Source organism: Mycobacterium sp. JS623 (genome assembly GCF_000328565.1).
In the GTDB taxonomy this organism is placed as follows: domain Bacteria; phylum Actinomycetota; class Actinomycetes; order Mycobacteriales; family Mycobacteriaceae; genus Mycobacterium.
The window spans coordinates 3,876,678-3,895,123 of record NC_019966.1 but is presented as its reverse complement, the minus strand read 5'-3'; the positions used below and the strand labels follow the sequence as shown (position 1 = coordinate 3,895,123).

The 18,446-nt window shown below is 66.3% G+C and carries 22 protein-coding genes and 1 tRNA gene; 13 read left to right on the top strand and 10 right to left on the bottom strand.

The features are described 5' to 3' along the window. The first annotated feature begins 47 nt into the window (after window positions 1-47). From MYCSM_RS19130 to MYCSM_RS19120, 3 genes are all read left to right on the top strand, one after another. Complete coding sequence (locus MYCSM_RS19130; protein ID WP_015307809.1) at window positions 48-473, top strand: DUF3052 domain-containing protein; 426 nt, start codon at window positions 48-50, stop codon at window positions 471-473. Between the two features lie 31 nt (window positions 474-504). Next, the gene (locus MYCSM_RS19125) at window positions 505-969 is read left to right on the top strand and encodes a peroxiredoxin (RefSeq protein ID WP_015307808.1); all 465 of its coding nucleotides are present in this window, start codon (window positions 505-507) and stop codon (window positions 967-969) included. A gap of 45 nt (window positions 970-1,014) precedes the next feature. Continuing rightward, window positions 1,015-1,089: transfer RNA gene (locus tag MYCSM_RS19120), tRNA-Val, on the top strand. Between the two features lie 99 nt (window positions 1,090-1,188). On the opposite strand, the gene MYCSM_RS19115 is transcribed toward MYCSM_RS19120, so the two are convergent. Together MYCSM_RS19115 and MYCSM_RS19110 are read right to left on the bottom strand one after the other, a co-directional pair. Further along, complete coding sequence (locus MYCSM_RS19115; protein WP_015307807.1) at window positions 1,189-2,157, bottom strand: zinc-dependent alcohol dehydrogenase family protein; 969 nt, start codon at window positions 2,155-2,157, stop codon at window positions 1,189-1,191. A 1-nt stretch (window position 2,158) separates the two neighbouring features. Beyond that, the gene (locus MYCSM_RS19110; RefSeq protein WP_015307806.1) at window positions 2,159-2,629 is read right to left on the bottom strand and encodes a hypothetical protein; all 471 of its coding nucleotides are present in this window, start codon (window positions 2,627-2,629) and stop codon (window positions 2,159-2,161) included. Between the two features lie 232 nt (window positions 2,630-2,861). On the opposite strand from MYCSM_RS19110, the gene MYCSM_RS19105 reads away from it, so the two are divergent. Continuing rightward, window positions 2,862-3,584, top strand: a complete 723-nt coding sequence (locus MYCSM_RS19105; protein ID WP_232425623.1) for a helix-turn-helix domain-containing protein — start codon at window positions 2,862-2,864, stop codon at window positions 3,582-3,584. On the opposite strand, the gene MYCSM_RS19100 is transcribed toward MYCSM_RS19105, so the two are convergent. The 3 genes from MYCSM_RS19100 to MYCSM_RS19090 form a co-directional block, all read right to left on the bottom strand. Beyond that, window positions 3,581-4,591 (bottom strand): zinc-dependent alcohol dehydrogenase family protein, encoded by a 1,011-nt coding sequence (locus MYCSM_RS19100; protein ID WP_041314416.1) that lies wholly within the window; start codon window positions 4,589-4,591, stop codon window positions 3,581-3,583. The two genes, MYCSM_RS19105 and MYCSM_RS19100, sit on opposite strands and share 4 nt — an antisense overlap. A 738-nt stretch (window positions 4,592-5,329) precedes the next feature. Further along, window positions 5,330-6,124 (bottom strand): cutinase family protein, encoded by a 795-nt coding sequence (locus MYCSM_RS19095; protein WP_015307803.1) that lies wholly within the window; start codon window positions 6,122-6,124, stop codon window positions 5,330-5,332. 86 nt (window positions 6,125-6,210) lie between these two features. Beyond that, window positions 6,211-6,606, bottom strand: coding sequence for a VOC family protein (locus MYCSM_RS19090; protein ID WP_015307802.1), 396 nt, complete (start codon window positions 6,604-6,606; stop codon window positions 6,211-6,213). Window positions 6,607-7,009: 403 nt separating this feature from the next. Between MYCSM_RS19090 and MYCSM_RS19085 the strand changes: the two genes are divergently transcribed. Next, window positions 7,010-7,975 (top strand): cobalamin biosynthesis protein, encoded by a 966-nt coding sequence (locus MYCSM_RS19085; protein WP_015307801.1) that lies wholly within the window; start codon window positions 7,010-7,012, stop codon window positions 7,973-7,975. Here the strand turns inward: MYCSM_RS19085 and MYCSM_RS19080 are convergent. Genes MYCSM_RS19080 through MYCSM_RS19070 form a run of 3 tightly spaced genes read right to left on the bottom strand, consistent with a single transcriptional unit; the run spans window position 7,929 to window position 9,911 of the window. Continuing rightward, the gene (locus tag MYCSM_RS19080; protein ID WP_015307800.1) at window positions 7,929-8,747 is read right to left on the bottom strand and encodes an SURF1 family cytochrome oxidase biogenesis protein; all 819 of its coding nucleotides are present in this window, start codon (window positions 8,745-8,747) and stop codon (window positions 7,929-7,931) included. The two genes, MYCSM_RS19085 and MYCSM_RS19080, sit on opposite strands and share 47 nt — an antisense overlap. Continuing rightward, entirely contained in the window at window positions 8,747-9,241 is a 495-nt protein-coding gene (locus tag MYCSM_RS19075) for a low molecular weight protein-tyrosine-phosphatase (protein WP_015307799.1), read from the bottom strand. The genes MYCSM_RS19080 and MYCSM_RS19075 overlap by 1 nt, the downstream gene beginning before the upstream one ends. After that, window positions 9,234-9,911, bottom strand: a complete 678-nt coding sequence (locus MYCSM_RS19070; protein ID WP_015307798.1) for an HAD-IA family hydrolase — start codon at window positions 9,909-9,911, stop codon at window positions 9,234-9,236. The genes MYCSM_RS19075 and MYCSM_RS19070 overlap by 8 nt, the downstream gene beginning before the upstream one ends. 93 nt (window positions 9,912-10,004) lie before the next feature. On the opposite strand from MYCSM_RS19070, the gene MYCSM_RS19065 reads away from it, so the two are divergent. From MYCSM_RS19065 to MYCSM_RS19050, 4 genes are read left to right on the top strand one after another with little or no spacing between them, the layout of a single operon-like run. Then, on the top strand, window positions 10,005-10,487 hold the full coding sequence (locus MYCSM_RS19065) for a hypothetical protein (protein WP_198345101.1): 483 nt from the start codon (window positions 10,005-10,007) through the stop codon (window positions 10,485-10,487). After that, window positions 10,484-11,611 carry a Nif3-like dinuclear metal center hexameric protein gene (locus MYCSM_RS19060; RefSeq protein WP_015307797.1) on the top strand — a complete coding sequence of 376 codons (1,128 nt, stop codon included), beginning with the start codon at window positions 10,484-10,486 and terminating at the stop codon, window positions 11,609-11,611. Before MYCSM_RS19065 ends, MYCSM_RS19060 begins: the two co-directional genes overlap by 4 nt. Further along, window positions 11,608-12,345 carry a zinc ribbon domain-containing protein gene (locus tag MYCSM_RS19055; protein ID WP_015307796.1) on the top strand — a complete coding sequence of 246 codons (738 nt, stop codon included), beginning with the start codon at window positions 11,608-11,610 and terminating at the stop codon, window positions 12,343-12,345. Before MYCSM_RS19060 ends, MYCSM_RS19055 begins: the two co-directional genes overlap by 4 nt. Next, on the top strand, window positions 12,342-13,430 hold the full coding sequence (locus MYCSM_RS19050) for a bifunctional RNase H/acid phosphatase (protein WP_015307795.1): 1,089 nt from the start codon (window positions 12,342-12,344) through the stop codon (window positions 13,428-13,430). The genes MYCSM_RS19055 and MYCSM_RS19050 overlap by 4 nt, the downstream gene beginning before the upstream one ends. Here the strand turns inward: MYCSM_RS19050 and MYCSM_RS19045 are convergent, their stop codons facing one another. Beyond that, complete coding sequence (locus tag MYCSM_RS19045) at window positions 13,431-14,048, bottom strand: TetR/AcrR family transcriptional regulator (RefSeq protein ID WP_015307794.1); 618 nt, start codon at window positions 14,046-14,048, stop codon at window positions 13,431-13,433. 61 nt (window positions 14,049-14,109) lie between these two features. On the opposite strand from MYCSM_RS19045, the gene MYCSM_RS19040 reads away from it, so the two are divergent. Continuing rightward, window positions 14,110-15,222: an acyl-CoA dehydrogenase family protein gene (locus tag MYCSM_RS19040; RefSeq protein WP_015307793.1), complete on the top strand. Its 1,113-nt coding sequence runs from the start codon at window positions 14,110-14,112 to the stop codon at window positions 15,220-15,222. Continuing rightward, window positions 15,219-16,229, top strand: a complete 1,011-nt coding sequence (locus MYCSM_RS19035) for an LLM class F420-dependent oxidoreductase (RefSeq protein ID WP_015307792.1) — start codon at window positions 15,219-15,221, stop codon at window positions 16,227-16,229. The genes MYCSM_RS19040 and MYCSM_RS19035 overlap by 4 nt, the downstream gene beginning before the upstream one ends. Before the next feature lie 5 nt (window positions 16,230-16,234). On the opposite strand, the gene MYCSM_RS19030 is transcribed toward MYCSM_RS19035, so the two are convergent. Further along, the gene (locus tag MYCSM_RS19030; RefSeq protein ID WP_015307791.1) at window positions 16,235-16,813 is read right to left on the bottom strand and encodes a helix-turn-helix domain-containing protein; all 579 of its coding nucleotides are present in this window, start codon (window positions 16,811-16,813) and stop codon (window positions 16,235-16,237) included. A 47-nt stretch (window positions 16,814-16,860) separates the two neighbouring features. Between MYCSM_RS19030 and MYCSM_RS36735 the strand changes: the two genes are divergently transcribed. Beyond that, window positions 16,861-17,820, top strand: coding sequence for an NAD(P)/FAD-dependent oxidoreductase (locus MYCSM_RS36735; protein ID WP_015307790.1), 960 nt, complete (start codon window positions 16,861-16,863; stop codon window positions 17,818-17,820). Beyond that, window positions 17,807-18,430 carry an SAM-dependent methyltransferase gene (locus MYCSM_RS36730; RefSeq protein WP_015307789.1) on the top strand — a complete coding sequence of 208 codons (624 nt, stop codon included), beginning with the start codon at window positions 17,807-17,809 and terminating at the stop codon, window positions 18,428-18,430. Before MYCSM_RS36735 ends, MYCSM_RS36730 begins: the two co-directional genes overlap by 14 nt. Window positions 18,431-18,446 lie beyond the last annotated feature (16 nt).

Here is an 18,446-nt window from a genome sequence, read left to right as displayed (position 1 = left end):
ATCACCGGGTGCATCGTGCGCCCGAGCTGGCTGAAGGAGGACCGACCGTGGTCGCGGCGGACGACGCCCCGAACTACGCCCGCAGACTGGGCATCCAACAAGATCAGGTCGTGCAGGAGTTGGGCTGGGACGAGGACGTCGACGACGACATCCGGGCCGACATCGAAGAGGCGTGCGGCGGCGAGTTGCTCGACGAGGACGCCGACGAAGTCATCGATGTGGTCCTGATGTGGTGGCGCGACGGCGACGGCGACCTGGTCGACAACCTGATGGATGCCATCACCCCGTTGGCCGACGACGGCGTGATCTGGGTGGTAACCCCGAAGACGGGTCAGCCGGGCCATGTTCAACCTGCTGAAATCGCCGAATCGGCGCCGACTGCGGGCCTGATGCAGACGTCGTCGGCCAATCTCGGCGACTGGATCGCCAGCAGGCTGGTGCAGCCGAAGTCCAAGGCAGCTGGGCGGCGATGAGCGCTCGCGTGACGAGCAGAGCGCACAGCTAGTGCTGGAAGTCGGTACCGAGGCGCCGGACTTCACGCTCAAGGAGCAGCACGGCCAGTCCGTCACGCTGAGCAGATTTCGAGCCGTCAAGGACGTGCTGCTGGTGTTCTTCCCGCTGGCGTTCACTGGCATCTGCCAGGGCGAGCTGGACGAGATCCGCGACCACCTGGCGGACTACCAGAACGACGACACGGCGACGCTGTCGATCTCGGTGGGTCCGCCGCCAACGCACAAGGTCTGGGCGGCGCAAAGCGGCTTCACCTTTCCGGTGCTGTCTGACTTCTGGCCGCACGGCGCGGTCGCGCAGTCCTATGGCGTGTTCAACGACGAGACCGGCTTCGCCAATCGCGGCACCTTCGTGGTTGATCGCTCAGGCGTGATCCGGTTCGCGGAAATGAAGCAGCCGGGGGAGGCGCGTGATCAGGTCGTGTGGACCGACGCGCTCAGAGCGCTGCAATCGGTCTGACGGATTTCCTCATGCAGGTCATCGACCGGTAGCCTGCCCGGCAAGGGGCGCGTAGCTCAGTGGTAGAGCTCTGGTTTTACACACCAGCGGTCGGCGGTTCGATACCGTCCGCGCCCACCAGTCTTAAGGCACCCGAACTGACCCCGAAACAACCCTACGAGGGCAATAGGCGGGAATCGAAATGAAAGTGGCGAGTCTTCAGCCGCCCGCTGTGCGCGTTCAGCGCGCCGCCACTTTCAGCAGGATCTTGCCGCCGCGAAGGAGATGCTGCACCGCGTCGTGGATGTGCTCGAGGGGGTACACGCCGGCCACGGGGACAACGAGGGTGCCGTCGGCCACCAGCGGTGCCGCCTCACGAATGACAGGCACCACCTTGTGCTGGTAGTCGAAGTCGCCGACAAAGAATCCGCGGACTGCGAGGTGCTTGGCGACCAGTGTCGGCGTGTCGACCCACATCGGTTCGCCCGCGGCCCAGGAATAGCTGACCAACGATCCACCGTCGGACAGCAATTCCAGCAGTCGCGCCACCACTCGACCACCCACGGAGTCCACTGCCAGCGCCACTCGCGCGTCACCGATCGCTGCTCGAACATCGCCGACCGCATCGGGGTCATCGACGTGGACCACGTCGGCCCCGGCCGCTGTGAGCTCGGAGAACGCTGCCTCGTCACGGGCCAGGTTGATCGTCTTTAGTCCTCGACGTTTGGCGAGGGCGATCAATGACCGTCCCACACCGGAGTTCGCGGCGTTCTGAACCACCCAGTCACCGGGCTGCAGCGGGGCACATTCACTGAGCATCAACCCTGCCGTGGGGGGGTTGCTGCCTAGCATCGAGTACTGCTCGATGTCGCCGCCGGCCGGCAGTGCGAACAGGCCGTCGGCGGGCACGACGAGCCGCTCACGCCACGCACCGGCATACAGGGGTAGCACCACGAGATCGCCGACTTGAAGTCCATCGACCTCGGCGCCAGTGGCAAGCACGCGGGCGACCCCCTCCGCGCCTGGTATATGCGGCAGGGGTGGTCGTCCCAGCTCGCCGCCGACAACCAGGAGGTCGTGCTTGTTCAGCGGCGAGAGCTCAACGCTCACCAGCACCTCATGCGGACCCGGTGGCGGCGGCTCCTCGATGTCGACAACGCGTATCACCTGCGTGGGGTCGCCGAACTGGTCAATCTCGATGGCGCGCATATCAATTCCTCTCCAAAGGTGAGGCGGCTGGGGCCGGTTGTGCCTCGATGGCTTTGACGCTGTGTAGGAACGCTTTCTTCAGCACACTCCGGCCGATCGTTCCGAGGACCACCGCCAGGACGCGGCCCTTGAGATTCTTGCCCTCGCGGACAATGACAACGTCCACATCGGTGGTGCCGTCCGGACGCGGGCTGAGGGTGTAAACGTAGCCCGATTCGCCGGTCCACGTGTTCGAGTCGGTGGTCGTGAGCCTGACACGGTTGGGATTCGACCAGTCGTAATGCAGGCGTTCCCAGATGCCACCCGAGCCTTCGGTGACATCGGCGTCATGCACGCCTTTGTGGTGCACCTTCAGTTCGCTGTTGGCGCTGTTCGGGAACAGCTCTGAACGGCCCGGCCCGAAGTCGGTGAGCCCGGCGATGAATTGCTCGGGGCTGGAGGTTGTCGAGCGGTGGAAATGAATCGTGGACATCGTGTCCTCCTTGGCTGGTGGAGTTGATCGTTCGCCACGGGAAGCGCATCGCCGCTGATGGGAATTCCTGTTTGGACCTGGGTCGGAAAGCCCTGTTGATCCTGGTATTGGCGGGGACAGCCTTACGATCGGGCGATGGCGTCGACGGCCAGCGCGCTGGTTGACTACCTGCGCGCGCCGTGAACAAGTCCAACCCGAGGATGTCGGGTTGGCTGCCGGACCTTGCCGGCGCGTGCCGGGATTGCGCCGCGAGGAATTAGCGATGCTCGCCGGCATCAGCGTCGACTACTACCTGCGGCTCGAGCAGGGGCGCGACAAGCATCCGTCGCCACAAGTGCTCGATGCGCTCGCCCGTGCGCTGCGACTCGATATCAAAGCCACGGAGCATCTGCATCGGCTCGCCGGCCTGCACTCGGCACGCAGCCCCGATGCGGGGGCCACGCCGGACGACCTCGATCAATTGATCGATCAGATTCCGTTGCCCGTGATTGTGGCCAACCGATTCCAAGATGTGTTGGCCGCCAATGCGATTGCCTGCGCGTTGTCACCCGGGTTCGCGCCCGGTGAGAACTTCTTACGGTGGCGCCTGCTGGCCTCGGCCGCGCGCGATTTCTTCGCCGACTGGGACGAGGCAGTCGAGGTCGCGGTGAGTGGCTTACGAGAATCGGCGGGCGGCGATCCGGAGGATCCGCGCTTGCGCGCCCTGATCGACGAGTTGTCGGCAGCCAGCGAGCGGTTCCGCGAACTCTGGGCACGCGCAGATGTCGGATACCGCACGGGCCTCCTTCACATGCGACATCCCGCCGTGGGTGATCTCTACCTGCGCCGCACCCGCCTCAACGTGCCCGAATCCGACGTCCAAGTGTTCATCTACCACCCCGAGCCGGCCAGCGATTCGGCAAATGCGCTCAGGACACTTGCCGATTCACAACGCGAAAATCGTTGTGGGAACTAGGGTTCGAACACAAGTAGCGGTTTGCCTCCGTGTTCGGGCGCTTCGGCCAAAAGGACTGCTTCGCTGAACTCTTCGAGGGGTATCGGCTGGCCCTGCGGCACGTCCAACGCGCCGCTGTCGGCGAGCTGAACTGTGCGGTTAATCGCTACGGCCATCTGGTTCTTCGGAGTCTGGGTGAACCAGCGGAATAGCCAGAACCCCCGGATGGTCTTTGTCTCGTAGATCAGCGAGCGCGCGAAGATGGGGATGGTGAGTTTGTCGGGATCGGTCTGGCGGTGCGTGGACAGCGCACCGTAGACGATCAGCTCACCGTGCGGCGCCAGCGCACGCGACACGTCGGCACCCACCTGACCGCTGACACAGTCGATGGCCTTGGATACGCCGTCGTGGCCGGCGATGTCGGCTACTCGTTCGCGCAGATCCTCATCCTCGGTGCAGATCACCGCGGTGCCCCCCAGCGCCAGGATGTCCTCGACAGCGGATCGACGGCGGACCACATTGAGGGTCTTGAACCCGACGTGCGCTCCGAGTTGGATGACCGACCGGCCCACGATCGAACCGGCCGCGGTCTGCAGAAGCCATTCACCCGGTCGAACATCGAGCTCATCACCGGTCAAGATCACCGCGGTCAGCGGATTGGAAAGAATTTGGGCGGCCGTGGAATCGCTCATGCCAGCCGGAACCGCCAACACCCGCCCGGCATTGGCGATGACGTACTCCTGCCACGTGCCGGTCACCGCGATGGTGATGACACGCTGGCCGACAGTCAAACCGTCTGTGCCGCTGCCGAGTTCGTCGATCACGCCCACGGATTCGATTCCGGGCACGGTCGGGAACTGCGGGGTGAATCCGTATCTGCCGCGGATGGTATGCAGATCGCTGGCCTCGACAGGTGCAGCAGTTACCCGGATCCGGACCTGGCCCGGACCGGGCTGCGGAATCGGGCGGGTCTGCAGGTGCAGGACCTCCGACGGTTCGCCAACCCGGTCGGCGACCACGGACCGCATCGTTCGCATCTTCCGTACGCTCCTACGGTCGATCCAGCAGTCTTTCGACAAGGCCCTGCGCGTGGTTGACGTCGCGGTGCAGTACGGCGGCTTCTCGTCGCATCGCCCGGGCGCGGCTGGTCTGTCCGGCCGCACCTTCGCGTCGAGCATGAAGAAGCCTCGGGGCCATCACGCGCTTCCGCTCTCGTAGGAGCAGAGTTGGGTGCCCTTCGCGGTATCCGGGTCATTCACGACGCTCATCGTGACATCAATGCCGGCGCGGTGCTCCCGAACGGCAGGGCTTGACGCCCAGCACCCCCGCACGCGAGGCGTTCCGTGGCGAACAGGTCAGCGAGCAGACCCTTCCCGCCGAGGTCCCCGGCCGCTGAGCCTGGACTTCCCGAGCCGCGACCCACATCGGTCGTCGTAGTCTTTCGGTGGCTAACCGTTGGCCACGGTGGTTGAAGCAAGCATCGCTCGTCGCTGTAAAGCGATCCTCGGTCGAACACACGGACGAACCGGCCCTGCTAGGCCGAAAATAGGCCTAGACGCGGCGATACCCGCCAATACGAAACGATACGGCTAAGACGAAACCCACTGTGCCGCTTGCAGTTTCGCAGACTAAGGCAAACAGGGGCGATACGCCCTGGCGTTCCGATATGGATTTACACACCAGCGGTCGGCGGTTCGATACCGTTCGCGCCCACCAGCGTTCGCCGTCGCGTCCACGACCCGATATCACTCGGCCGATCGGCCGGGTCAGTGGTAAGTGATGGTGGATTGGTCCGCCGTGGGCGGTGCGAGTGTCACATAAGGCCCGGGCGTGGTGGGAGGTTGGATCCCCACGAGCTGCGCGACGGCGAAGCTTGCGGCCTGGTCGGTGTAGATGGGTACGTAACCCTCGGTGTGCCCGCTCCATTCGTTACCGGGTCCCTCGTGACAGATCGGGTCCATGGGGTTGCACAGATCGAGCGCCCTGGAACCGAGCAGCGCACTTTGAGTCGTTATCGGTTGTTTGGTGCGGTCGGCCACATTGCCGAAGGTGACGACCGCCGCGACGTTGTTCGCGTATTGGGCGGGCAGCGTGGTGCCCCTGAGGAGGCCTCCCACCGAATCTCCGGTGACGATGTCGATCACCGACGCGCCCTGTGAATAGCCGCCTATCACCTGTGGCGTGTTCGGGCATTTGTCGGCCATGGATTTGATGTGCGATACGGCGTCTTTGGAGCCGTCGTCGGTGTGCAGCTGGAGGAGGCTTGCCTTGTAGTTCACCGCATACGCACCGATGTTCATGCCGGTCTGCTGGCGCAGCGAGTCCACGAGGGCCTGGCCGACGCGCCCGAGCCCGGCCGGTTCGTCGGTGCCGCGGGCGAAGGTCACCTCGACGTCCGGGCAGTCGTCGGCGCTGGCCGGCGGCACGGCGGGCGAGTAGGCGCTTGACGCGATCAGCAAAATCCCGGTGCCGAGCACCGCAGCGGCGCCCAGACCGGCGCCTCGCAGACCGCATGACAAGGAATGACGCAACAGCCAACGCGTCAGTTGGTGGTTGCTCATCGGGCGATAGTACCGAGAAACCGCGAGTAAGTTCACATCTGCGGGCCGTCCGCCTCGGTAACTGACCGGACAGTTACGCCCACCAATCACTCCGGCGGAGCGAAGAACTCCAATGCGTTGCCGTCGGGATCGCGGAAGCTGACGCCCGACCCGTAGTGCGCATCGACGATGCCGCCGTGTTCGATGCCAAGGCCATTGAGCTTGTCGACCCAGTCCTGCAGTTCGGCGCGGCTGGCGCAGCCGAACCCGACATGGTCTAGGCCCGCGCGGAACTCGGTGAATTGCCCGCCCTCGATGTCGCGGTCGTGCTGGTGGATACCGAACAGCGTGCCGTTGTCGAATGCCCAGACCAGATGTCGGAAGCCGGCGTCGGTGTGCTCGTCGAGCACGGGATCGGCACCGATCAGCGTTTGGTACCAGGGTCCGCTCACGCCGAGATCGTGCACGGTGAGCGCGACATGGTTGAGCGCCGGGAAGGCCATGCGGGGACTCCTCACTGTTTCCATCACGAAGACATACGTCGCCGGGAGCTGCCCGGTTCACCAGTGATCATCGCCTTCGGGGGCGCAGCGAACGCGGAGATTCTTGATTCCGACACAGATGATTCTTGATTCCGGCAGAACCTTCGACGGGCCCACGAGCGGTACCAGTGGCTCCAGGAGCACCAGCGGGTCAACCGCCACTAAATGATTCGCCTGCCGAGGCGCGCCCTTTCCCGCATGCTGCGCGAGCGCTTCAACGGAAGCTTGTACACGTTGCCGCTCTCGACGGGCTATCCAGCACGCCATACCCGGCGGGGGTTCAGCAAATCGGCGGCCCGGGTAGGGCGGCGGGGCGGACCCAGCCTCATGAAACCGTGTAGACCACTTGTGAGACGCTCCCGGGGTGTTTGCGCCAGCGAGTCGGGGCCGCGTCGCGGCAATCGCGGCCGGCTATCTCGCCGACCTGCTATTTGCCGATCCGCGTCGCGGCCACCCGGTCGCGCTGTTCGGCGGCGGCGCAGCGGCTTTGGAACGGTTGACCTACGCCGACTCCCGTCGCGCAGGAGTGCTGCATGTCGGGACGCTGCTGGGGGCGCTCGCGGTGCTCGGTATCGTCGTCGAGCGGGCCACCCGCGGACCGGGGTCAACCGCCGCGGCCACCGCGGCCGCGACGTTCGTCGCGCTCGGCGGAACATCGTTAAGCCGCACCGGCCACCAGATGGCTGACCTGTTGACGGCCGGTGATACTGCGGGCGCGCGCCGACTGTTGCCGTCACTATGCGGACGCGACCCGGCCGCGCTCGACTCGGCGGGCCTTGCGCGTGCGGCACTCGAATCCATCGCCGAGAACACCTCCGACGCACACGTGGCGCCGGTGTTGTGGGCCGCGGTCGGAGGGACGCCGGCGGTGCTCGTCTATCGCGGCGCCAATACCCTTGACGCGATGATCGGCAACCGGTCACCTCGCTACCTCCGATTCGGTTGGGCGGCAGCGCGATTCGACGATGCCGCCAGTTTCGTCGCGGCCCGCGTCACCGGCGTCCTGGTGGCGGTGTGCGCGCCACTCGTGGGTGGTTCACCTTTCGGAGCGTTACGCGCCTGGCGCCGCGACGCGGCCCGTCACCCCAGCCCCAACGCGGGAGTGGTGGAGGCAGCTTTCGCAGGTGCGCTTGGTGTGCGCCTTGGCGGGCCGACGCAGTATGCGCACGAACTGGAGATCAGGCCGACGCTGGGCGACGGACGAGCCCCCGAGGTTGCGGATCTCGCGCGGGCTGTGCAGTTGTCGCGCATCGTTCAGGCCGCCGCCGTGACCGCCGTCGGCCTCAGTGCCGCCTGCCGTATCGGTCGGCGAGCTTCTGTTCGACGGTAAGCGGCGCGTCGGGCGTCTTCGGCGCAGCGGCCTTCTCGCGTCGGCGCTCCCGGATCTCGGCGTAGATGAAGTAGCCCAACAGGATCGGGGCAATGATGCCGAACGCGATCCACTGGATGCCGTAGGACAGGAACGGGCCGGCATCGAGGCGAGGCAACGCGATGACGCCGAGCCCGCCTGGCTGATCCTCGATGAGTTGGACATATGAGCCGGCCAACGGCGTGCGGGTGAGCGCCGAGATCTGCCCGGTGTTGATCGAATACACCTGCTGCGCCCCGCCCTCGCGGAACGGCTCCTTACCGGCCACCACCGGCTCGGAGTCGCGCAGCCGTGCGGTGATCGTGACCGTCCCGGTCGGTGCACCAGCGATGGCAGGCACCTTCGAGCCCTGCTCGGGTCGCACGTATCCGCGGTCGACCAGGACAACCGGGCCACCGTCGACGGCGAACGGCGTCAGCACCTCGAACGCTGGATCTCCGTCGATGACGCGAAGCCGGGCCAGTACCTGCTGATCGGGCAGATAGCGTCCCGTCGCCGTCACCCGCCGCCACTGAGCGTCGGGCGCCGACGAATCCTGCTGCGGCAGAAAGGTTTTCAGCGGTACCGGGTCGGCGGACAGCGAATTCGAAATCTGGGTGTTCTCACGCGATGTCTTGGCGTTCTTGCCCAGTTGCCACGGCGCCAGCACGGTGAAGCACAGGTAGGCGAATGCGAGCACCACGACAAACAGGGCCAGCCACGCCGGCCGCAACACAAACGCCCACCGTTGCATCAGCTTGCGATTCCCCGACCCGCCAACTTCTCGTCCACCCAGTCGTGCAGCCCGGGCAGCGACGCCTCGATCACGGTGAACACGTCCTCGAAATCGTCGTGCGTGCCGTAGTACGGGTCTTCGACGTCAAGTGCGTGCGCTCCTGACCGTGGGTCGAACGACCGCAGCATCCGAATCCTGTCGGGCGGAACGCCCATTTCCCGCAGCATCCGTTCGTGGTTGCGACCAAGGGCCACAACAAGATCCGCTGCCAAGTGGTCGCTGTCGATCTGCGCGGCGCGATGCGCGGTGGGGTACCCGTGCTCACGCAGTACGTGGGCGGCGCGCCGATCGGCGGGATCGCCCGCATGCCAGCCGCCGGTGCCCGCGCTCGTCACTCGCACCGCGTCGGACAGGCCGCGCTCCTTGATCTGGTGAGCGAACATCTTCTCGGCCATCGGTGACCGGCAGATGTTTCCCGAGCAGATGAACGTGACGTGCAGTGGCTCAGACACCCAGCACCCCGCGCAGATCCTCGACGGTGGAGACGTGCGCGAGAGCCTTGACGGCGTCCGGATCGTCAAAGTCGGCGCGACCGTACCCCCAGCCGACCACAACCGTGTCGATGCCGTGCTCGGCGGCGCCCTCGACGTCATGGGCCCGGTCGCCGACCATCAGCACCCGGTCGGGCAGCGGATGCAGCTGGGCAAGCGCATGGGCGACAACATCGGATTTGGTGGCCCGGGTGCCGTCGACGCTGGCGCCCGCAATCACCTCGAAGTGCCCGTCGAGTCCGAAGTGGGCGAGGATGCGTCGCGCGGTCGGCTCCGCCTTCGACGTCGCTACCGCGAGCCGAACACCGGCCGCCTGCAGATCGCCGAGCAACTCGGCGATGCCGTCGAACAGGCTGTTCATCGCCCAGCCGCGGGTGGTGTAGTCCGCCCGATAGGCGGCGATCGCGGCATCCGTGTGCGCGCCGAGCCCCAGTTCGGTGAGCGTGTGATGCATCGGTGGACCGACGATGCGGCTGGCCAGATCGCCGTCCGGCACGACGGCCCCGACCTCGGCGAGTGCGTGCCGGAAGCTGGACACGATGCCCTGCGCGGAGTCGGTCAGGGTGCCGTCGAGGTCGAAGAGCACCAACTGCGGGCGGGCCGCGACGGTACTGCGCAGGGTTTCTGTCACGACTCCATTGTCGCCGACGTCTAGTGTCGTGCTGTGGCCAGTCAACCCCGTGCCGCCGCGCGCTACCACGGCGACCAGGCCGCAGCGCCCGGCATGCTGGACTTCGCGGTCAACGTGCGCGCCTCCGAGCCGCCGTCGTGGCTGGTTGACCGGCTGGCCGCGCGGCTGGCTGACCTCGGTCGATATCCGAGTGCCGCGGACGAAGACCGCGCGCTGCACGCCGTCGCCGCCAGACACGGCCGAAGCGTCGACAACGTGGCCCGGCTGGCCGGCGCGGACGTGCCAGAGGAGGCCGATCTCGTCGTCGTCGGCAATCCGACCGACCCGACGTCGATGCTGCGCGGCGAGATGGTGGCCGGGTTGACTAGCATCGGCCTGGATGTCATTGACGGCTGCGCACCCTTCGTCCTGTTCACCGTGCCGGACGCCGATTTGTTGCGAAAGCACTTGGACGGCAAGGGCATAGCGGTGCGACGGTGTGACAGGTTCATCGGGCTCGACGGTGAATACCTCCGTGCGGCGGTGCGCATGGAGTGGCCGGTCCTGGTCGACGCGATTGCCGAGTCGCTGCGATGAGCGTGCCGCTGTCGGAGATCATCGGGGTGCTCGACGCGGCCTACCAGCCGCGGTTGGCAGCGGATTGGGATTCGGTCGGCCTGGTGTGCGGCGACCCGGGCGAAGCCGTCGATACCGTGACCGTCGCGGTCGACGCGACGGCTGCCGTCGTCGCCGAGGTGCCCGACCGCGGACTGCTGCTCGCGCACCACCCCCTGCTGCTGCGTGGCGTCGACACCGTCGCCGCCAGCACCGCCAAGGGCGCCCTTTTGCACCAGATGATCCGCACCGGCCGGGCATTGTTTACAGCGCACACGAACGCCGACGCGGCCTCGCCCGGGGTGTCCGACGCGCTGGCCGAAACCCTCGGGCTGACCGTCGAAGAGGTGTTGGAGCCGATCTCCGTAGGTGCCGGCGTGGACAAGTGGGTGGTGTTCGTGCCCGCCGACGCCGCCGACGCCGTGCGTCAGGCGATGTTCGCCGCGGGCGCGGGCCACATCGGTGACTACTCGCACTGCAGCTGGAGCGTGCCGGGCACCGGGCAGTTCCTGCCGACCGAGGGAGCGTCGCCGACAATCGGCACGGTCGGCAGCGTCGAGCGGGTTCCCGAGGATCGGGTCGAGGTCGTCGCGCCGTCGCGGCAGCGGGCGCATGTGCTGGCCGCGTTGCGGACCGCGCATCCCTACGAGGAGCCCGCCTTCGACATCTTCGGCTTGGCCACTGTGCCCGGCGATGTCGGTTTGGGTCGAATCGGCACGTTGCCAAGGCCAGAACCGTTGTCCGCGTTTGTTTCTCGGGTCCACGATGCACTGCCCGGCACATCGTGGGGCGTGCGGGCGGCTGGCGATTCGGAAGCGCCGGTGTCGCGCGTTGCGGTATGCGGGGGAGCGGGCGACTCGCTGCTCAACGCCGTCGCCGACGCCGGCGTGCAGGCCTATGTCACCGCGGATCTACGCCATCATCCGGCCGACGAGCACACGCGCGCATCGAATGTCGCGCTTGTCGACGTCGCGCACTGGGCCAGTGAATTTCCGTGGTGTAGGCAGGCAGCCGATCTGCTGCGCGGCCACTTCGGCGACGCGCTGCCGGTGCGAGTGTCGGCGATACGCACCGATCCCTGGAATGTCGAGAGAAACAGGACATGAAAGCAGAAGTAGTTCAACAACGTTCGCTGCTCGAACTGGCCCAGGTCGACGCCGAGCTCAGCCGCATCGAACACCGCGGCAAGAACCTGCCTGCACAGCAGCGGCTCGAAGAAGCTCAGACGGCGCACCGGGAGGCCAACGACCGGTTGGCCGTCGTGCAGATCGCGCTCGAGGACCTTGACGCACAGGTGGCCAAGTTCGAGTCCGAGATCGACGCCGTCAGGCAGCGCGAGGACCGGGACCGCAGCCTGCTTGCGGCGGGCACCATCGACGCCAAGCAGCTCACCGACCTGCAGCACGAACTCGAGACGCTCGAGAGGCGCCAGTCCAGCCTGGAAGACTCCCTGCTGGATGTGATGGAGCGCCGCGAGGAGCTGCAGGGGCAGCAGGCGGCTGCGCTGACCGAGATCGACGAGCTGCAGACCAAACTGACCGATGCCCAAAGCGCATGCGACGAGCAGCGTGCCGAGATCAACCAGCAGCGCCACCAATTCGTTTCTCGCAGAGACGAACTCGCGGCGGCCCTGGATCCTGAACTGGTAGGGCTCTACGAACGCCAGCGTGCCCACGGCGGGGCCGGTGCGGGACTGCTGCAGGGGCGACGTTGCGGCGCATGCCGGATCGAGATCGACAAGGGCGAGTTGGCCCGCATCTCGGCCGCCGCCGACGACGAGGTGCTGCGCTGCCCGGAGTGCGGGGCGATCCTGCTGCGAGTCAAGGGAACCGGCGCATGAAGGTGATCGTCGAGGCCGACGGCGGGTCACGGGGCAACCCCGGTCCTGCGGGCTACGGGTTGGTGGTGTGGACCGCGGACCGCACGGCCGTCCTGGCCGAGAGCAAGCAGGCCATCGGGTCGGCCACCAACAACGTCGCCGAATATCGCGGGCTGATCGCGGGACTCGAGGAGGCCGCCAAGATCGGCGCCACCGAGGTCGACGTATCAATGGATTCCAAGCTGGTGGTGGAACAGATGTCGGGCCGCTGGAAGGTCAAGCACCCCGATATCGCTGCACTGCATCAGCAGGCCACTGCGCTGTCCGCCCGGTTCGAGCACATCACCTACACCTGGATCCCCCGGGCCAAGAACAGCCATGCCGATCGACTGGCCAATGAGGCGATGGACGCCGCCACCGAAATCGAGGCGCCCGCAGAGGCGCCAAAGGAAGCGCACGCGCCGACGTCACCAGCGGGTTGGATCGGTGCCAGCGGCGCGCCGACTCGATTCCTGTTGCTGCGTCACGGGCAGACCGAGTTGTCCACGCAGCGGCGGTATTCCGGTCGCGGCAACCCTGCGCTGACCGAGATTGGCAGGCGCCAAGCCGAGGCCGCCGCGCAGTTCCTCGCGCAGAAGGGCGGCATCGACGCCGTCATCACGTCACCGCTGCAACGCGCCTATGACACTGCCGCCGCGGCGGCGAAGGCGCTCGGACTTGATGTCACCGTCGACCACGACTTGATCGAAACGGATTTCGGCGGCTGGGAGGGGCTGACGTTTGGCGAGGCCGCCGAGCGTGACCCTGAGCAGCACCGGCGCTGGCTGCGAGACACCAGCGTCGCCCCTCCCGACGGCGAGAGCTTTGACAGCGTCGCCGAACGCATCCGCAGGGCGAAGGCACGAATCATCAAAGAGCACAACGGCGAGAACGTGTTGGTGGTCTCCCATGTGACACCGATCAAGACGCTTTTGCGGATGGCGTTGGACGCGGGCCCCGGCATTCTCTACCGGTTGCATCTCGACCTTGCGTCACTGTCCATCGCGGAGTTCTATCCTGACGGCGTGGCCTCAGTGCGGCTGGTGAACCAGACGGCGTACTTGTAATCAGCTACGCGCGATCGCCGCGAATAGCGCATCGAGCGAACGCAGCAGCCGCTCGTGCGTGAAGTCCCGCGGCGACACCAACAGCAGGCGACCGGATTCCCACAGCACGGCCAGCAGATGGTCGGCGAGCAATTCGTGATCAGCGTGTGGTCCGCCGATCGACGAGTCACGCAGTGTGGCTTCGAGTTCGTCTGCGATTCGGGTGCGGATACGGGCGACGCGTTTGTGCAGTGTGGGGGTGAAGCTGTCCGCGATCAAGAACATTGAGCGCCACCGTTGCGGCGCCTCGGTAACCGCGCCCAGGTAGGTGTCGAACAAATGGTGAAACGCGCGGCCGGGGTCGTTGCCGGGGCAGGGCATGGCGCCGACGAGCTGAGCAAGCGCTCGCTGTTCCTCGCGATTGAGTGAAGCGCGCAGCATGTCGTTCGAGTCGGTGAAGTGGTTATAGACCACGGGACGCGTGACACCGGCGCGGCGCGCGACCGCGTCCATGCTGACCGCGGCGACACCGTCGTGGTCGATGATGTCGAGCACCACGTCCAGCAGCTGTTCGCGCCGTTGCTCCGGCGTGAGCCGCGGGGCGTAGGGGCGATTGCGCCGCACTGCGGTTTCGGCCATTGACATAAGCTACACCACTGTAGCTACAGTGGTGTAGCTTTCGGTGATATGGAGGACGGTGATGACGGACATCCAGGAGCGCGCCCGCGAGATTGCGCAGACGGCACGCGGCATGGCGGCACAGATCGACGCCGAGCGCAGACTCCCCGGCGAACTCGTCGACGCACTGACCGCCTCCGGGCTGCTGCGCGGCGGCGCCCCCGTGGAGGTCGGGGGCCCCGAGCTGGATCCGGCCACGGCGCTGCGGTGTGCCGAAGAGGTCGCGCGAGGCGACACGTCGGCCGGGTGGTGTGTTTCGATCGCGATCACCAGCAGCCTGCTCATCGCTTATCTGCCCGCCTTGAGCCGCGATGATTTGTTCGGTGACGGACGCGGTGTGGCCGCCGGTGTGTGGGCACCCCATGGCAAGGCCATCCGTGCGCCCGGCGGTGTAGTGGTGTCGGGGCGGTGGGCGTTTTGCAGCGGCATCACCCATGCCGATGTGCTGTTCGCCGGTTGCGTGCTCGACGGAGCGCCTGCCGTGGTCGCCGTGCCCACCGTCCAACTCGAGATCCTCGACACGTGGCACACCCTCGGTCTGCGCGGCACCGGCAGCCATGACACGGTGGCGCACGAGGTATTCGTCCCTGATACGCGGGTGTTTTCGATATTCGACGGACCCGTGATCGACCGGCCCCTGTACCGATTTCCGCCGTTCGGGTTCTTCGCCGCGTGTATCACCGCCGCCGCAATGGGCAACGCGCGCGCCGCGATTGACGACTTCATCGAGCTGGCAGGGACCAAAAAGGGTGTTTCGTCCAGTCGCACGTTGGGCGAGCGGCCCGTCGTCCAGGCGGCTGTCGCGAAAGCAGAGTCCGATCTGGAGTCTGCGCGAGCGCTGTATTACCAGGCGATCGAAACAACTTGGCAGGCAAGCCAAGACAGCTCGCCGGTGCCGGTTGAGCCGCGTACCCGATTGCGGCTGGCGGCGACCCACGGGGTGCGGGTTTCCGCTGATGTGGTGCGCACGATGTACGACCTTGCCGGCGGCAGCGCCATCTACGACGGGGCGCCGCTGCAGCGCCGGTTCCGCGACGCCTTCACGGCTACCGCGCATTTCCAAGTCAACGAGGCCTCCCGCGAGTTGCCGGGTCGCATCTTGTTGGGCCAGCCCTCCCAGACGGAGATGTTGTGAGAGCCACTATCGAGGCAGTGCTGCCGTTTTGGTTGGACCGCCCCGATGAGGAGGCGATGAAGATCGCCCAGGCCGCCAGCCAAGCCGGGCTGACCGGATTGTGGATCGGCGAGATGGCGAGCTTCGACGCCTTCGCCTTGGCCACCGCCATCGGAACTTGCGCGCCCGGCTTGCGAATAACCGTGGGACCGCTGCCCATCAGCGTGCGAACCCCGGTTGCGATCGCGCTGGGAGCAAGCTCGGTCGCCTCGCTGACTGGTTGTGAAATAGACGTCGCGCTCGGAGCCTCCAGCCCCGCCATCGTGACCGGCTGGCACGACCGCGAATGGCAGCACGGTGTGGCGCGCATGCGCGAAACCATCGAGTGTCTGAGGCCGATCCTGCGTGGCGAACGCGCCGAATACGACGGACGCTATATCCGCAGCCACGGCTTTCGGCTGCGGAATCCGTTGCCGCATAGCCGTATCGGAATCGGCACCTTCGGTCCTGCGATGGCGCGGCTGGCCGGCGAGCTCGCCGACGAGGCGGTGCTCAATTTGTCAACACCGCAACGGGTCGCCGAGATGCGCAGGCGAATCGACGATTACGCGATCGCTGCAGACCGTAGACCCCCATACCTGACGGTGTGGGTCCCCGTCGCGTTGCGGCCCGGTGACGCGTCGCTGCGCCAAGTGGCCAACCAACTGGCGATCTATCTCGCCCCGCCCGGCTATGGCGAAATGTTCATCGATCTCGGCTTCGCCGGACTCGTCGAGCGGGCTCGCAGTGGCGTCCGCCGCGCGGAGCTGGCCTCCGCGATACCGCTCGAATTAGCGGAACAGCTTTGCGCCTTCGGCGCACCGGACCAGATCGCATCCCGGCTGCACGCCTACCTGGATGCCGGCGCAGACACCGTCGCGGTCGTGCCGGTTACCGCGGAAGATCCGGCGGGCCGAGCAGTTCTCGAATGCGCAAAAGATGCCGCCGCGCACCGGCTGGTAGATCGTCGCTCATCCGGCCGACGATAGGAACATCAGCTGTGCAGATGCAGCCGTTCGCCGTGCACCCCGAACAGCGTGATCGCCTCGACGGGCTCGTCGACGACCCCGAACCAGTGTGGTGTCCACGTTGAAAACTCAACGGCCTCACCGGATTTGATGACGAAGTCTTTCTCGCCGAGAATCAGCCGCAGCCGGCCGGACAGCACATACATCCAGTCCTGCCCTTCGTGCACGGGTAGTTCAGCGGGCGGGGTGCGCCGACGGGCGTTGATCTTGATCTTGTAGGCGTGCAGACCGCCCGCCGGGCCATGGCGGGTCAGCGGCCAGTAGGTGATGTCGTTGTGGGTGTGTGAGGCGCCCCGAATCCGGGGATCCTCCGCCTCGGGTGAGCGCAGCAGCTCGTCGGTACTCACCGACAATGCGGCGGCCAGTCGGGGGAGGTGGTCGAGCGCAAGCCGGCGCTTGCCCGACTCAAGCCGACTCAGTGTCGACACGTCGATACTGGAGCGGCTGGCGACGTCCTCGAGCGTCAGCCCCCGCTGGCTACGCAGTTGCCGCAGGCGCTGCCTGACCCGTAGATCAAAGTCGTCTTCCGAGGTTTTTGCCTCCATGGCAAAACAGTTTGATTGATTCGCGGGAATTTGGGCAAGCTCGGGGCATGGATGCGATTTGGGAATGCGTCGTCGTAGGCGGCGGCGCCGCGGGTTTGAGCGCGGGACTGGTGCTGGGTCGAGCCCGGCGTCGCACGCTTCTGGTCGACGCGGGCCACCAGAGCAACCTCGCGGCCCACGGAGTCGGAGGATTACTGGGACACGACGGCCGATCGCCTGCCGACTTGTACGAGCAGGGGCGCAAGGAGCTTGCCGCTTACCCGAGCGTCGAAGTGCGACGCGGTGAAGTCGTGTCTGGCACTCGCGACGGGGAGTTCTTCGCGTTGGAGCTGGCCGACGGCCCGCGCGTGCGGACGCGTCGAGTGCTGCTTGCCACCGGCATGGAGTACCGGCCGCCAGAGGTGAAGGGGTTGATGGAATGCTGGGGAAGGTCGGTCTTCCATTGCCCCTTCTGCGACGGCTGGGAATTGCGCGATCAACCTCTTGCGGTGCTCGCGCGGGGCGAGAAGGCGATTCATTCGGCATTGCTACTGCGCGGCTGGACGGATGACCTGGTCCTGTTGACCGACGGTCCCGCCGACCTGAGCGATGATCATCGAGGCCGGCTGGCCGACGCTGGGGTGAAGATCGACGAGCGGCCGGTGGCTGAACTGATCTCATGCGATGCGGAACTGGAAGCCGTGCAGTTCTCCGACGGCGGCCGGTTGGAACGTCGAGGCCTGCTCGCCGCCACGACGCTGCATCAGCGATCCCGGCTCGCCGAACAACTCGACGCCGAGCCTGGCGAGTCGACGCCGTTCGGCGAGACGCCGGTGAAGGTGGATGGTCTGTGCCGCACGACGACGCCGGGGGTTTTCGCGGCAGGCGACCTGAGTACCCAACTGCCGCCCTCGGTCGCTTCAGCGATCGCGGCGGGCTCGATGGCCGGAATGTCAGTGGTGCAAAGCTTATTGGCCGACGAATGCGGATTGCCCGTCCCAGATTGGAGCGAACATGTCGACGCCTGATGCCAAGGAGCAGTGGGAGCAGCGCTACGCCGAGAGTGACCGGGTCTGGAGTGGTCGCGTCAACGTCAGGTTGGCGGAAGTGGTCTCACCGCTGGCTGCGGGCCATGCGCTGGACCTGGGCTGCGGTGAGGGCGCCGATGCCTGCTGGCTCGCCGAACGTGGCTGGACTGTTGTCGCAGTTGATATTTCAGATACCGCGCTGCAGCGCGCGACGGCCGCCGCCGAGGCCAAGGGGTTGGCCGACCGGATCGAGTTCGTCCAGCACGATCTGTCCGAGAGTTTTCCGGACGGCACTTTCGACTTGATCTCCGCGCAATTTCTGCATTCGATGATTCCGTTCGATCGGCCGCGGCTGCTGAGGCGCGCCGCAACCGCGGTGCGTCCGGGCGGGGTGCTGCTGATCGTCGACCACGCGGGACCGCCGCCCTGGCCGTCGAAACTCGACCATCATCACCACGAATTCCCCAGCGCTGAGGAGGTCATAGGTGCGCTCGAACTCGGCGACGATTGGGAGCGCGTGCGTGTCGACACCGTTGAGCGCAAGGCCAAGGGTCCCGATGGCGAGATCTGGCCCTGGGTCGACAACGTCATCGTGCTGCGGCACCGTTAGCCCGCCAGCGTCGGTA